This window comes from Prevotella sp. (assembly GCF_036570325.1).
Classification (GTDB): domain Bacteria; phylum Bacteroidota; class Bacteroidia; order Bacteroidales; family Bacteroidaceae; genus Prevotella.
Window position 1 is genome coordinate 21,653 of the sequence record NZ_DATCYK010000004.1, and the last position, 14,977, is coordinate 36,629.

Consider the following 14,977-nt stretch of genomic DNA (forward strand, 5'->3'; position numbering starts at 1 on the left):
CAAAAACATGCGCACAGCAATATTTGCCCTATGCTGCACCGTTGTAGCATCGTGCAACGATAGCGTTTCGGTAGACGCCATCTATATCACGGCGGCAGAGAAGACACCCGTTACTTCGTTCTCGGCAAAGCATGCGGGCGATGCCATGGGTATTACCATTTCAAGTGCCTTGATTCCATCGGAAGACATAGAAGGCACTCTTTCCATTGACAACGCGTTGGTAGAAAATTACAATAGTAGCCATGGGGAAAACTTCCAAGCCCTGCCTGACGGAATCTGTAAACTATCTGAAAATCATCTGAAAATCCAGAGCGGAATGCACCGTTCCGAACCTGTGAAGTTAATAGTGGAAGACATTGAGTCTCTCAAGAAGGGTATCAATTACCTTGTGCCTATACGTTTGCAAAGCCAAAGCAAGACTTATCCGGCCCTGCCCGGTAGCGATGTGCTCTATGTGGTGCTCAATCGCACCATATTGATGAACGTTCCGAAGCTCAATGGAGAGAACTATTTTAAGGTCAACTTCAAGGATCAAGATGTCAGTCGGTTCCAAAACCTCGATGAGTTTACATTAGAGGCCCGCATCAACATGTGGCAATTCCCAAAATATTACGACGGAAACCTGATGGGTATCTTAGGCTTTCCCGAAAGTGAAACCATAGAAAAGAGTGCGTGGCTATTTGTAGACGGCACACCTGACCGCGTCGGTGGTGCCGGCAATGTGCCCGTGGTAATGCTGGGAGTGAAACAATGGAGCGTATATGCCGGCAAGCTCGGTTTTCCCATGAACCTCGGAGAGTGGTATCATGTGGCAGGTGTTTTCTCCAATAATAAGCTGCAACTCTACCTCGATGGTATTCTTTTTGCTGAGGCCGACTATAGCAAAAAAATATCGTTTACCAATAACTTCTACATTGGTGCCGCTCCCGGAGTACAAAATGGATTCCATTTTAAAGGCTCAATAAGCGAGGCACGTTTCTGGACCAGAGCACTCACGCCCGCCGAATTGCGAAATCCGCTTCACCGATGCTTTGTAGATGTAGACAGCAAAGGATTGGAAGGCTATTGGAAACTCGACGACATGGCGGACAATTGTAAAGATTACACGGGCCATGGACACACAGCCGTAAAAGAAGGATACGGCTCGATAGAATGGCAGCAAGAAGTACCTTGCCCATAATCCCTTTACCCTTAGCACTGCCAACAGCTATGGTTGGCGGTGCCAAGTACTATTCTTATTGACGAGTCCGTTGTTAAAAACTCACTCCATGGAAAGGCTTGGCTATGAAGCCTCTCTTTCGTATGGAGACGAGAACAATGGTACGCAACCCTATGGGTTCCGATCTTCAGGAGTTTATTTGTCATAAAGAACGAAAACTATCTTTCTTTATTTTCTTAACCAATTGTTATTCAGGGTTTTACTAATTGCCATGTTTGATACGACCAAGTGCCATGTTTGATACGTTCAAATGCCATCTTTGATGCGGCCATCTGCCATCTTTGACAAAGTTAATTGCCACATTTAGCAGAACCAACTGTACCAACTGCTTTACTCAACTGTGCTACTTTGCATTTGAACAAAAGAAAAATAGAACCTACACTCTTTTATAGATAGTACCACGAAACGCCCATCTTTTTCGTGGGTTTTACCCTTATTTAGCGTGAATTTGATGGATTATAATAGTCTGTAAATTTGGGAAATAGCGAGATTTTTGGAAAATTAATGCGTTAAAAATCGCATTATTACAAGTAAATTCCTCGCTATGTTTAATATCTTTTTGTAGTGCGAGAAGGGAAGATGCGGTTTATTTTAATTATCTTTGCAGCCAATCAGGACGATTGACGCACATGAAAAAAAATATATTTCTCTTCCTTTTTCTCGTAGTGTTGGGCTCATGTGGCAACTCGGCGCCCGCTCCCGGTGATGTGGCCGGACAGACAGCCCGTCAGTATTATGACTATCTGCTCCATGGGGATGTGGAGGCTTATGTGGCGGGGATGGATATGCCCGACACGATACCACCCGTTTATAGGGAGCAGTTGGTGACCAATGCCCGCATGTTCTTGGAACAGCAGCAACAAGAACACCGGGGAATACGTGAGGTACGCTTTGCCTCGGCCAAGGCTGATACAGCCCGGCGTGTGGCGCAAGTGTTTCTGACGCTGGCCTATGGTGACAGTACCAAGGAAGATATAGTGGTGCCAATGATATGGCGTAAAGGCGTGTGGTATATGCGTTAAGCGCTAAATAAAGGCATAAAACAGCAAGCGCCATGTGAGAAATCACATGGCGCTTGTCGTTGTAGACATTTCTTTCATTTCGGCAGCCTTTACTTTTCGGAACAGATCGCTGGCAAAAACCAAGGCGTTCAGCTTTTCATTGTTCGACCCCATCACGTCATCTTTTGTGCCCTGCCATTCTTTTCGGCCCTTGTAGATGAAACAAATGTTCTCGCCAATGCCCATGACGGAATTCATGTCGTGGGTATTAATGATGGTGGTCATGTTGAAATCTTTGGTTATATCCGACAGAAGTTCGTCTATGACCAACGATGTCTTGGGGTCAAGTCCGGAGTTAGGTTCATCGCAAAAAAGGTATTTCGGATTGAGTACAATGGCTCTGGCAATGGCCACACGCTTTTGCATGCCACCCGAAATTTCACCCGGGAATTTATTGCCTGCGTCTATCAAGTTGACCCGGGCGAGGCAATCCTTGGCCCGTTTCACTCGCTCGTTGTAATTCATTGTAGAAAACATGTCGAGAGGGAACATCACGTTCTCCAGCACGGAGAGCGAGTCGAAGAGCGCCGCACCTTGGAAAATCATACCCATTTCACGGCGCATGTGAACCTTCTCTTTCTTGCTCATCGTCACGAAGTTGCGCCCGTCGTAAAGTACTTGACCGCTGGTGGGATCGAGCAGCCCGACTAAGTTTTTCATCAGCACGGTCTTTCCTGAGCCGCTCTGGCCGATAATCAGATTGGTTTTGCCGGTCTCAAAGACGGTGTCAATATGGTCGAGGACAGTTTTGTCTCCGAAAGATTTGGTGAGTTGTTTGACTTCAATCATGATAGCATTTGGGTTAGGAAGACATCGGAAAACAGAATGAGCACGCTCGAACATACCACGGCGTCGGTGCTGGCTTCGCCTACCTCGACCGAACCGCCCTCTACCGTGTAGCCGAAATAGGACGAAACGCTGGCTATGATAAAGGCAAAGAAGAGACTTTTGATGATACTCATCCACACGAACCATTGATTAAAGGCGTGGTGCATGCCGAGGGTTAGGTCTTCGGCTGACGTGATATGTCCTATATAGGCTGTGGCATAAGCGCCTACAATTCCCATGGCGGAGCTGAAGATAACGAGGAAAGGCATAATGGTGACCAGTCCCATAATCTTCGGTAATATGAGGTAAGAAGCGGAGTTGACGCCCATGATGTCGAGGGCGTCAATCTGTTGGGTCACACGCATGGTGCCGAGTTCTGACGCGATGTTGCTTCCGACTTTACCGGCCAATATAAGGCACATGATGGAACTGGAAAATTCGAGCAACATGATTTCACGGGTGGTATAGCCCGATACCCATCGGGGCATCCACGGACTTTGAATGTTGACCTTCATCTGAATACAGATAACGGCGCCGATGAAGAAAGAAATAAGCAGTACTATGCCGATAGAGTCGACACCTAACTGTGACATTTCTTTTATATATCGTTTGAAAAACATTCTCATTCGTTCCGGACGGGAAAAAGCACGCCCCATAAGAATGAGATAATTACCAAAGGTGGTAAGCCATTTAACTATTAACATGCGCTGAAATAAACTGACTTGATTGCTGCAAAAGTAACCAAAAACTATCGAAAAACTGCAAATCGGCTGTTGGTTTTTACTTTTATAACGCTTGACGAATCGTTTCGTTTGTTTTTTACAATGTTATTTCGTATTTTTGCACGCAAATGAATGACAATATGGACGAAACAAAACTGACCACTCTCCGCACGGAAGGTCTTGTGAAACGCTATGGCAAGCGCACGGTGGCTAATGGTGTGAGTATCAATGTGAAGCAAGGTGAAATCGTAGGATTGCTGGGCCCTAACGGAGCGGGCAAGACCACCTCTTTTTATATGACCACGGGTCTTGTGGTACCTAATGAAGGCCATGTTTATCTGGATGATGAGGAGATAACCGACTATCCCGTGTATAAGCGTGCCCGTGCGGGCATTGGCTATCTGCCGCAGGAGGCCAGTGTGTTCAGGAAAATGAGCGTGGAAGATAATATTATGTCTGTGCTTGAAATGACAAAGTTGACCCGTGAGGAGCAGCTGGTGCGTCTTGAGAGTCTGATAAAGGAGTTTCGTCTCAATAAAGTGCGCAAGAATAAAGGTGATCAGTTGTCGGGTGGTGAGCGTCGCCGCACGGAGATTGCCCGTTGTTTGGCCATTAATCCAAAGTTTATCATGCTGGATGAGCCCTTTGCCGGAGTTGACCCTATCGCCGTGGAGGATATTCAGCACATCGTGTGGCAGCTGAAATATCGTAATATTGGTATTCTTATTACCGACCATAATGTGCAGGAGACCCTGACGATTACCGACCGTGCCTATTTGTTGTTTGAAGGAAAAATCCTATTTCAAGGCAATCCTGAGGAGTTGGCTTCCAACAAGATAGTGCGTGAGAAGTATCTAAGTAACAGCTTTGTGTTGCGTAAAAAAGATTTCCAAACGCTTGACGAAGAGCGTAGGGCACGTGAGAAAGACTAAGTGAGTTTCATTAACACGTATGTATTTTATAGGTTAACAGAATAAAAAAATAAAACTTTACATAGTTTGTAGAATATTTTTTGTATAATTGTAGTGTTTTTTTAGTTAACTTAAAATTATATGTCATGAAACATTTTCTTTCTTACATTGCGCTGGTAGCGTTTACATCTGTGTGTTTTTCTTGTACTTCAAAGTCCGATTCTTTGAAAAACAAATCTAAAAAAATAGAAAAGGAATTTGTTGCCGCGGAAGCAGAAGCTAAAGCGTTGAAGCTTTCGCTTGAAGAATTGCAAGCCATGCCGAAAGCTGTGAGGGCAAAGCGGGCTGCCGGTCTTATTTTAGTGGATTATTTAACATTAAAAGACAGTGTCATATATTTGGATATTTCACGAGAGGAGGCTCTGAAATTAGGCGTAAAAAGTAAGTTTTACGATGAATATCAACAAGAAATATCCGAAACGAACGCTTTGATAAAGGACTATAACAAGCGAGGAGAAAGTATTCAGTTGCCTGATATTGCTAAGAAAAAACCGAGCACTTTTAAGCCCACTAATTGAGGAAAGGGTATCTTTCTTTTATGGGTTAAATGAGTTATGGTTCATTTTTGTCGGTGTCAAATGTATATATTTTGAAGCGCAAAGAATGAATGTGAGATAGTCATAATTGAGCTTTGACGTGGTTAAAAACACCAAATTTTTAGCATATTCCTTTCTCCTAATTAGGTATTTACGTTAAAAAGCAGTACTTTTGCAAGCCTATTGTCGTGAGGAAGGATTATGTCCGCACGTCAGCAACTTAGAATTTAATCATAAACAATAAAGTAAATATCAGAAATGAACATTTCATTTGAAAATCCCGACAAAGTAAACGGCTTGATGACCCTTACTGTCGAAGAAGCTGATTACAAAGAGAATGTCGAGAAGACATTGAAGGACTATCGTAAAAAAGCTAACATCCCCGGTTTCCGTCCGGGAATGGTTCCTATGGGCTTGGTTAAAAAGCAGTTCGGTACATCTGTTAAGATGGACGCTATTAACAAGCTGGTGGGTGAGCAGATTTACAAGTATGTGCAGGACAATAAGATTCAAATGCTTGGCGAGCCTCTTCCTTCAGAGAAGCAGGAGCCCCAAGACCTTGAGAAAGAAGCTCCTTACACATTCATGTTTGACATTGCTGTAGCTCCTGAGTTCAAGATAGAGCTGAATGGTAAAAACAAGATTGATTACTACAATATCACCGTTGATGATAAGTTGATCGATCGTCAGGTTGAAATGTTTGCTTCACGTACGGGTGGTTATGAAAAGGCAGAAACCTATCAGGACAATGATTTGCTGAAAGGCGATTTGCGTGAGCTCGATGAGCAAGGCAACACTCTTGAAGGTGGTATTACCGTTGATACGGCAAGCCTTATGCCCAGCTATATAAAGGTAGAAGACCAGAAGAAACTTTTCGACGGTGCTAAGTTGGGTGATATTATCACCTTTAATCCTCGTGCTGCATACCCGGAGAATGATTCTGAAGTGTCTGCATTGCTCAAGATTGAGCGTGATCAGGTTGCTGCTCATACGGGTAATTTCAGTTTCCAAGTAACAGAAATTTCTCGTTACAAGAATCATGAGGTAAATCAGGAACTCTTTGATCAGGTTTATGGCGAAGGCGTTGTAAAGAGCGAAGAGGAATTCCGTACCAAGATTTCAGAAGGTGTTAAGGAGCAATTGGTTGTAGACAGCGATTATAAGTTCCTTCTTGATGTTCGTGCTTACTGCGAGAAGAAAGTGGGTGAGCTTACCTATCCCGAGGCGTTGTTGAAGCGTGTGATGTTGAATAACAATAAGGATAAGGGACAAGAGTTTGTTGATAAGAATTTCGATAAGAGCATTCAAGAACTTACTTGGCACCTTATCAAGGAGCAACTCGTAGCCGCTAACAATATCAAGGTGGAAGACGCCGACGTGAAAGAAGCAGCTAAGGAAACCGCACGCGTGCAGTTTGCTCAGTATGGCATGAACAATGTTCCCGATGAGTATGTTGATAATTACGCGGAGGAAATATTGAAGAAGCGTGAGAATGTGGACGGTTTTGTTGATCGTGCCATTGATCGCAAACTTATCGAGGCGCTTAAGGGTGTCGTAAAACTCAATGAGCAGGAAATCTCACTTGATGATTTCAATAAGATGATGGAAGAAACTGCTAAATAATAGCATTTCGGAAAGAAAGATAAATAACGCTTTTTTAGAAAAAAAAACTTCTTAGCATAAGAGGTTATCGACTTTTTTACTATCTTTGTTCTTATGAAGATGATGGAAGAGGGTTGATAACCTCTATCTTTTATTTATAAAGAAAGGAAATTATGAACGATTTTAGAAAATATGCAACCAAACATTTAGGAATAAATGGTATGGTACTTGATGATGTCCTGAAGTCGCAGGCGCAATATCTTAATCCCTATATTCTTGAAGAGCGTCAGCTTAATGTAACCCAAATGGATGTGTTCTCACGCTTGATGGCGGACCGTATTATCTTCTTGGGAATGCAGATTGACGATTATACGGCAAATACATTGCAAGCCCAGTTGCTGTATTTGGAATCGGTGGATAATACAAGGGATATTTCCATTTATATCAATAGCCCCGGTGGAAGCGTAACGGCCGGTTTAGCTATTTATGATACGATGCAGTTTATTTCGAGTGATGTCTCGACTGTTTGTGCGGGAATGGCCGCTTCTATGGCCGCCGTTCTTTTGGTTGCCGGTCAGGAAGGAAAGCGTCAGGCCCTTACCCATAGCCGTGTTATGATACATCAGCCGTTGGGCGGTGTGCAAGGACAGGCTTCAGATATAGAGATTGAAGCTCGTGAAATTCAGAAATTCAAGAAAGAGCTCTATACAATAATCGCTAATCATTCGCATACTCCGTTTGATAAAGTGTGGGCTGATTCAGATCGTAACTACTGGATGACAGCGCAAGAAGCCAAGGATTATGGAATGATAGATGAGGTGCTGGTTCGTAAGAATAATGTTATAAAGGAACAGAATGGCAAAGAAAACGTGTAGTTTTTGTGGTAGGAATGAGGATGAAGTCAAGATATTGATTTCAGGACTTGAAGGTAATATCTGTGAAGATTGCGTTCAGCAGGCCTATCATATTTTGGAAACAGCAGGCTTGGTAGAGACTTCTGAAGAATCAAAGCAGCATAATCATAGCAATACGGCTAACTTTGATTTGAAGAAAGTGCCGAAGCCTAAGGAAATAAAAAAGTATCTTGACGAGTATGTTATTGGTCAGGATGAGGCCAAGCGTTATCTTTCTGTGTCTGTTTACAATCATTATAAGCGTTTACAGCAGCCTACCGACGCTGCCGGCGTGGAGATAGAAAAGAGCAATATCATCATGGTGGGTAGCACGGGTACGGGTAAAACGCTTTTGGCACGTACCATAGCAAAGCTGTTGGAAGTGCCATTCACGATTGTTGACGCCACCGTCTTTACCGAAGCCGGCTATGTGGGAGAAGACGTAGAAAGCATTTTGAGCCGTTTGTTGCAGGTGGCTGATTATGATTTGGAAGCCACTCAGCGTGGTATTGTCTTTATTGATGAGATCGATAAGATAGCTCGTAAGAGCGATAATCCCTCCATAACCCGTGATGTAAGTGGTGAAGGCGTGCAGCAAGGGCTGCTGAAACTGTTGGAAGGTACTGTGGTTAATGTTCCGCCTAAGGGAGGACGTAAACATCCGGATCAGGATTATATCCACGTAGATACACGGAATATCTTGTTCATTTGTGGTGGTGCTTTCGATGGTATAGAGCGGAAGATTGCGCAGCGTTTGAACACTCACGTTGTTGGCTTCAACTCTGTACAGAACGTAAGGAACATTGATAAGGGCGACTTGATGAAGTACGTGTTGCCACAAGATTTGAAATCCTTTGGTTTGATACCTGAAATTATCGGTCGACTTCCCGTTCTCACCTACCTCACTCCTTTGGACCGAAAGGCGCTGCGCCGTATTTTGGAAGAACCCAAAAACTCCATTATCAAGCAGTATGTTAAGCTATTTGATATGGACGGTATCGCTTTGACGTTTGAAGAGGATGTACTCGATTTTATTGTAGATAAAGCTGTGGAGTACAAGTTGGGAGCACGAGGATTGCGTTCTATTGTTGAGGCTATCATGATGGACGCCATGTTTGAAATTCCATCAAAGCGTTCCAAGAAGTTTAATGTGACTCTTGATTATGCCAAGAGCCAATTGGATAAATCTCATCTGCAAGAGCGTGAATCTGCATGATTGCTTCGGCCGGGCAGCGAAGCGTATCTTTTCTGTCCGGTCGGAGATATAATGATAGTTCAATATAGCAGACCATATACTGCTTATTCGTATGGCAAACAAAGTTAATCTTACCCTTGAATTAAAACACTATTTCGGCTTTGACAAGTTCAAAGGCGATCAAGAAGCGATAATTCGCAATCTGTTGGATGGCAATGATACCTTTGTATTAATGCCAACCGGCGGAGGAAAAAGTCTTTGTTATCAACTACCTTCTTTGATTATGGAGGGCACCGCCATCGTCATATCACCCTTGATAGCCTTGATGAAGAATCAAGTCGATGTGATTAATGGCATGAGCGAAAAGACCGGAGTGGCCCACTATTTGAACTCTTCACTCAATAAAGCCGCCATTCAGCAGGTCATGAAAGATGTTGCTGATGGCAAGACAAAACTTCTTTATGTTGCTCCCGAATCCCTTAATAAGGAAGAAAACGTAGAGTTTTTGAAGAATGTCAAGATTTCTTTTTATGCGATTGATGAGGCCCATTGTATCTCGGAGTGGGGACATGATTTCCGTCCGGAATATAGGAATATCAGGCCTACCATCACGAAGATAGGCAATGCCCCCGTGATAGCATTGACCGCCACCGCTACGGATAAGGTAAGATCAGACATAAAGAAGAGTTTGGGAATCACCGAAGCCCGTGAGTTTAAAAGTTCTTTCAATCGTCCTAACCTCTATTATGAGGTACGGCAGAAGCGGAGCGATAAGGCGACGGATGATGAAATCGTGAAATTTATCAGGCAGCACAAGGGAAAGAGTGGCATTATCTATTGTTTGTCGCGTAAGAAAGTGGAGGAGTTGGCGGCCGTATTGAAGACCAACGACATCAGCGCCGCTCCTTATCATGCAGGGCTCGATAGTGCCACGCGCTCTCAGACGCAAGACGATTTCCTCATGGAACGTATTGATGTCATTGTTGCGACCATCGCTTTTGGCATGGGAATCGATAAGCCCGATGTCCGTTTTGTTATTCATTATGATATTCCAAAAAGTCTTGAGGGCTACTATCAGGAGACCGGTCGTTCCGGCCGTGATGGTGGTGAAGGCATTTGTGTGGCTTTTTATCGACAGAAGGACCTTCGTAAATTAGAGAAGTTTATGGAGGGCAAACCCGTTGCCGAGCAGGATATAGGCAAACAATTATTGCAGGAGACGGCTGCTTATGCCGAATCATCGGTTTGTCGCCGTAAGCTGTTGCTCCATTATTTTGGTGAGGAATACTTACAAGATAATTGTCATAATTGCGATAACTGCCTGCATCCCAAGGAGCGGATAGAGGCCGGTAACGCATTGCTTATCGTCCTGAGAGCCATTCATGCTTTGAAAGAGAATTTCCGAACCGAGTACGTCGTTGACTTTATTAAGGGCCGTGCTACCGATGATATAGTGTCGCATCGCCATGAAACGCTCGAGGAGTTCGGAGAAGGAGAAGACGAGTCGCCCAAGTTGTGGAGTCCTGTCGTGCGCCAAGCGATTATCGCCGGTTATATTAAAAAGGATGTGGAAAACTACGGTTTGTTGAAACTTACGGCTGCCGGTAAGCGTTTTATGCAGTCGCCAACATCCTTCATGATAGTTCAAGACACGGAATTTAAGGATTATGACGATGATGACGCGGGCGAGGCCACGGGAGCTGTGCTCGATGAGTCGCTCTATATCATGCTGAAAGATTTGCGTCGTGACATGGCCCGCAAGCTCCATGTGCCCACTTATGTCATTTTCCAAGACGTATCATTGGAGCAAATGTCTACGATGTATCCCGTTACCTTGGAGGAGTTACAGAACATTCAAGGTGTCGGAGCGGGTAAGGCAAAGCGCTATGGCAAGGAGTTTTGCGAATTGATCAAGCGCCATTGTGAGGAAAACTGTATCGAACGTCCCGAAGAACTACGTGTTCGTACCGTGCCAAAGAAGTCGGTCGTGAAGGTAAAAATTATCCAAAGCATTGACCGTCAAATCGCTTTAGACGATTTGGCAGAGGCTTTGGGCATGGGCTTTGATGACTTATTGGATGAAATCGAGGCCATTGTTTACAGTGGAACGAAGCTCGGTATAGATTATTTCTTGGAAGAAGTCATGGACGAAGACCATGTGGAAGACATTTATGAGTACTTCCGTGAAAGCGAGACCGATGACATTGAGGCCGCTTTGCAGGAACTTGGTGATGATTATTCCGAAGAAGAAATCCGATTGGTACGTATTAAATTCATGTCTGAAATGGCCAATTAAATAGATAGGTGTTACCCTGCCACACGGTTTGTAGGTCAAACGATAGCCGTCCCCATTCCTTTATGTAAGGAGTGAGGACGGCTTTTTTGTTTGCTCTTTGTTATTGTTTGCATTATGTGACCGATGTTTTCGTTTTGTAACCTTCTTTAGTTAATTCTACTTAATTTTCTTCTCAAAGAGCCCCTTTCGTACTTTTTTACGTTTAAAACGATTAAATTTGTTTTGTAATTAATATCGTGACGAAACGTTTTTCTTTTTATTTTATATACTGATTAATGTTGAATCATTTACTTTACCAATTTAAAATCTATATGAAAAAACCAACTAACTGTAATCAACAAATGAGATTTCATGCTGTTGCTTATGGAATGCGGAGCCTGAAAGTGGCCTCGTTGTTCTTGTTGGCAGCAACTCCCACAGCCTATGCAGGGAGTGTGAACCATCCCGTAGTGAACGAAGTGGCTGTCGTACAACAGCAGCAAGTGGTCAAAGGACGTGTGCTTGATGAGCAGGGCGAGCCGCTGATAGGCGTCAGCGTCATGGAGCAAGGCACCACGAACGGTGTCGTTACCGACATGGATGGTAACTTCCAAATCTCTTTAAAAGATCCCAACGCCATGTTGCGGTTCAATTATGTGGGCTTTAAGCCCGTTGTGTTGAAGGCACAGAACAACATGACGGTCAGCATGAAAGACGAGATGCAAGAACTCAACGAGGTGGTTGTCGTGGGTTACGGTACGCAGAAAAAAGCCAATCTTACCGGTGCTGTGGCCAATGTAGACGTGAGTAAGGCCGTGGGCAACCGTCCTATTACCGATGTGGGCAAGGCTTTACAAGGTATCACTCCCGGTCTGACCATCACCAACAACACGGGTGGTGTCGGCACGCAGTCCACCATCAAGCTCCGTGGTTCCGTAGGTTCATTGAGCGCCACGGGCGGAACTTCTCCACTTATTTTGGTCGACAACGTAGAAGTACCCGACCTTAACCTTGTCAATCCTGACGATATTGAGACCATCTCCGTGCTGAAGGACGCCGCGTCGGCTTCTATTTATGGTACCCGTGCGGCTTGGGGTGTTATCCTGATTACTACCAAGCAAGGCAATCATAATGACAAAGTACAAGTTTCTTACTCCAATAACTTCGCTTGGAACACACCCACCAAAATGCCCGAAGTTGCCTCTGCCACTGATAATGCCAATTTTATTTGGGCCATTATGCAGCGTGAAGGTCTCAATCAGAAGTCGAATATCGGTTATACGATCGACAAAGATGCGGTTGATAACATAGCTGCATGGGAAAAACAGTATGGCGGCATGTCGCAAAAAGAGCTGGGCGAAATGCAGGAAGGACGCGACTTTGAGCTGAAGAACGGCCATACTTATTTTTATCGTTCCTTTGATCCTATCAAGGAGTTTACCCGCAAATGGACGCCACAGCAGAACCATAACCTCTCCATTACGGGCGGTAACAAGAAGACTACCTACAATATCAGTATGAGCTACCTCAACCAAAAGGGTGTCATGAAGTTCAATACAGATAAGTACGACCGCTTTACCTTGCATAGCAACATCACCACTGCCATCAAGGATTGGTGGAAGGTACGTACCAATATCTTGCTTACCCGTTCTAACAACGACCAGCCCTATCGCTATACCTCGGGCCAGTACGACGCTTGGTTCTATCTTATGCGTTGGCCGCGTTGGTATCCTTATGCCGATTATAAGGGCAAACCATTCCGCTCTGCCGTTACCGACATCAAGAATGGCAACCGTGAGAGCCTTACGTCTACCTACTTGCGGGCAAATATCGGTACAGAACTCAATCCTCTGAAGGACCTCGCCATCAATTTTGATTATACTTTTAGTTATATCAATGACTATCAGAAACGCAATGGTGGAACCGTGATGGCCTACAACATGTTTGCCGCCGCGCCTCTCAGTGATTACTCCGACATTTACAAGCAAACCCATAACCGTGTCGTGGAAAACAGCCGTTACACGCTGCAAAATATCTTCAAGGCCTATGCCACCTACAATTTTAATTTGCAGGACAAGCATAATTTCAAGGTGATGGCCGGTTTCGACGCCGAGACCCGTGAGCGTTTCTCACACTATTCAGAGCGTCGTCTGCTCATCAGTCAGAACTTACCCGAAATAGCTTTGGCCACGGGCGACCAGTATTCGTTTGATAAGGGCAACTCATTCCATAATGATTTCGCTGCCGCAGGTTTCTTCGGACGCGTCAACTATGACTTCATGCAGAAATATCTGTTGGAAATCAATGCTCGTTACGACGGCTCCTCACGCTTCCCCGTTGGTAAAAAGTGGGCTTTCTTCCCCTCTGTTTCAGCCGGTTGGCGTATCTCCGAGGAGAAATTCATGGACTGGGCCAAGCCTGTTTTGTCCTACATGAAGCTCCGTGGCTCATGGGGTTCCATTGGTAATCAAGACGTAACGGCCAACTCTTTCATTTCTACGATGGCCTCTGTTAACTCCGGTTGGGTCGATAAAACCGAGCTTATGGCCCTGCAAACACCTACCGTTATCTCTCCGGCATTGACATGGGAGCGTGTGACAACATTCGATGTAGGTGTTGACGCAGGCTTCTTCAACGATGAACTCAACTTTACTTTTGATTACTATCACCGTGTAACGTCCGACATGCACACCGCCGGCGAGTCTCTGCCCGCCACGTTTGGTGCCGCCGTTCCTAAGATTAACTATGGTGAAATGACCGGTAACGGTTTTGAACTTGGATTGAATTATCATCACAAGTTTGAGAACGGATTGGCTTTTTCGGCCGGAGCCTCGCTCTCACATGTTGTTGAGAAGATTACGAAGTTCAATGCGCAGGACCGCAATATCTACGGTAATTACGAGGGAAAACGCCTCGGTGAGATATGGGGTTACGAAACCGACCGTCTTTTCCAAAAGGAAGACTTCAACGCCGACGGCTCTTTGAAGGCCGGTATTCCCAGCCAAAAACTCTTTGAAACGGGAGCGTTCAAGTTTGGTCCCGGTGATGTGAAGTACAAGAACCTTGACGATGACGACACCAAGATAAGCTATGGTAAGAATACCGTTGAGGACCATGGCGATTTGAAGGTCATTGGTAACTCCTTACCCGACTATGAGTACAGCTTCAATCTCGGCCTTAACTACAAAGGTTTCGACTTTAGCGCCTTCTTCCAAGGTGTGGGTAAGCACGACTTCTGGGCTTTTGGTTCTGTAGCTATCCCTGCCGGCGGTTCCGGTTACATGGATTCGGCTTTCGATCATCAGATGGATTATTGGACCCCCGATAACACCGGAGCGTTCTATCCTCGTCCTTCTAACAGCGCATGGGTCAGCAATGGTCAGAACTATTTGCGCCAAACACGCTTCCTCTGCAACATGGCTTACCTGCGTTGTAAGAACATTACCATCGGTTACACGGTGCCCGCGGACCTTATGCGTCGCATTCATTTCACCAGCGCACGCGTTTATGTCAGTGCTGAAAACCTATTCGAGTTCGACGATATGAAGATTCCCGTTGACCCCGAGTCTACCGACTACAAGGTAGGATACGGCAGTGGCTCATGGTCGTTTGGCCGTTCTTACCCCTTCTCAAGGACACTTTCTTTCGGTGTTCAATTGGTATTCTAACTCTAAA

Annotated in this window: 11 protein-coding genes; 9 read left to right on the forward strand and 2 right to left on the reverse strand. The window is 44.8% G+C overall.

The features are described from left to right. Nucleotides 1-7 precede the first annotated feature (7 nt). Together VIR50_RS00115 and VIR50_RS00120 are read left to right on the forward strand one after the other, a co-directional pair. Nucleotides 8-1,180: a DUF1735 and LamG domain-containing protein gene (locus VIR50_RS00115; RefSeq protein WP_331933119.1), complete on the forward strand. Its 1,173-nt coding sequence runs from the start codon at nucleotides 8-10 to the stop codon at nucleotides 1,178-1,180. 668 nt (nucleotides 1,181-1,848) lie between these two features. Next, nucleotides 1,849-2,241 (forward strand): hypothetical protein, encoded by a 393-nt coding sequence (locus tag VIR50_RS00120; RefSeq protein WP_331933120.1) that lies wholly within the window; start codon nucleotides 1,849-1,851, stop codon nucleotides 2,239-2,241. Nucleotides 2,242-2,283: 42 nt separating this feature from the next. Here the strand turns inward: VIR50_RS00120 and VIR50_RS00125 are convergent, their stop codons facing one another. Together VIR50_RS00125 and VIR50_RS00130 are read right to left on the reverse strand one after the other, a co-directional pair. Further along, the gene (locus VIR50_RS00125) at nucleotides 2,284-3,069 is read right to left on the reverse strand and encodes an ABC transporter ATP-binding protein (RefSeq protein ID WP_331933121.1); all 786 of its coding nucleotides are present in this window, start codon (nucleotides 3,067-3,069) and stop codon (nucleotides 2,284-2,286) included. Next, complete coding sequence (locus VIR50_RS00130; RefSeq protein WP_331933122.1) at nucleotides 3,066-3,812, reverse strand: MlaE family ABC transporter permease; 747 nt, start codon at nucleotides 3,810-3,812, stop codon at nucleotides 3,066-3,068. The genes VIR50_RS00125 and VIR50_RS00130 overlap by 4 nt, the downstream gene beginning before the upstream one ends. 158 nt (nucleotides 3,813-3,970) lie before the next feature. Between VIR50_RS00130 and lptB the strand changes: the two genes are divergently transcribed. From lptB to VIR50_RS00165, 7 genes are all read left to right on the forward strand, one after another. Then, nucleotides 3,971-4,762, forward strand: coding sequence for an LPS export ABC transporter ATP-binding protein (gene lptB / locus VIR50_RS00135; protein ID WP_331933123.1), 792 nt, complete (start codon nucleotides 3,971-3,973; stop codon nucleotides 4,760-4,762). 125 nt (nucleotides 4,763-4,887) lie between these two features. Beyond that, nucleotides 4,888-5,319 (forward strand): hypothetical protein, encoded by a 432-nt coding sequence (locus VIR50_RS00140; protein WP_331933124.1) that lies wholly within the window; start codon nucleotides 4,888-4,890, stop codon nucleotides 5,317-5,319. A 276-nt stretch (nucleotides 5,320-5,595) separates the two neighbouring features. Beyond that, nucleotides 5,596-6,960, forward strand: coding sequence for a trigger factor (gene tig, locus VIR50_RS00145; protein ID WP_331933125.1), 1,365 nt, complete (start codon nucleotides 5,596-5,598; stop codon nucleotides 6,958-6,960). 152 nt (nucleotides 6,961-7,112) lie between these two features. Beyond that, a complete protein-coding gene (clpP, locus tag VIR50_RS00150; RefSeq protein WP_331933126.1) occupies nucleotides 7,113-7,814 on the forward strand; it encodes an ATP-dependent Clp endopeptidase proteolytic subunit ClpP in 702 nt (233 codons plus the stop codon). After that, a complete protein-coding gene (clpX, locus tag VIR50_RS00155; RefSeq protein ID WP_331933127.1) occupies nucleotides 7,795-9,048 on the forward strand; it encodes an ATP-dependent Clp protease ATP-binding subunit ClpX in 1,254 nt (417 codons plus the stop codon). The genes clpP and clpX overlap by 20 nt, the downstream gene beginning before the upstream one ends. Nucleotides 9,049-9,139: 91 nt before the next feature. Then, nucleotides 9,140-11,323, forward strand: a complete 2,184-nt coding sequence (gene recQ / locus VIR50_RS00160) for a DNA helicase RecQ (protein ID WP_331933128.1) — start codon at nucleotides 9,140-9,142, stop codon at nucleotides 11,321-11,323. A gap of 311 nt (nucleotides 11,324-11,634) precedes the next feature. Next, nucleotides 11,635-14,970 carry a SusC/RagA family TonB-linked outer membrane protein gene (locus VIR50_RS00165; protein WP_331933129.1) on the forward strand — a complete coding sequence of 1,112 codons (3,336 nt, stop codon included), beginning with the start codon at nucleotides 11,635-11,637 and terminating at the stop codon, nucleotides 14,968-14,970. Nucleotides 14,971-14,977: the final 7 nt, after the last annotated feature.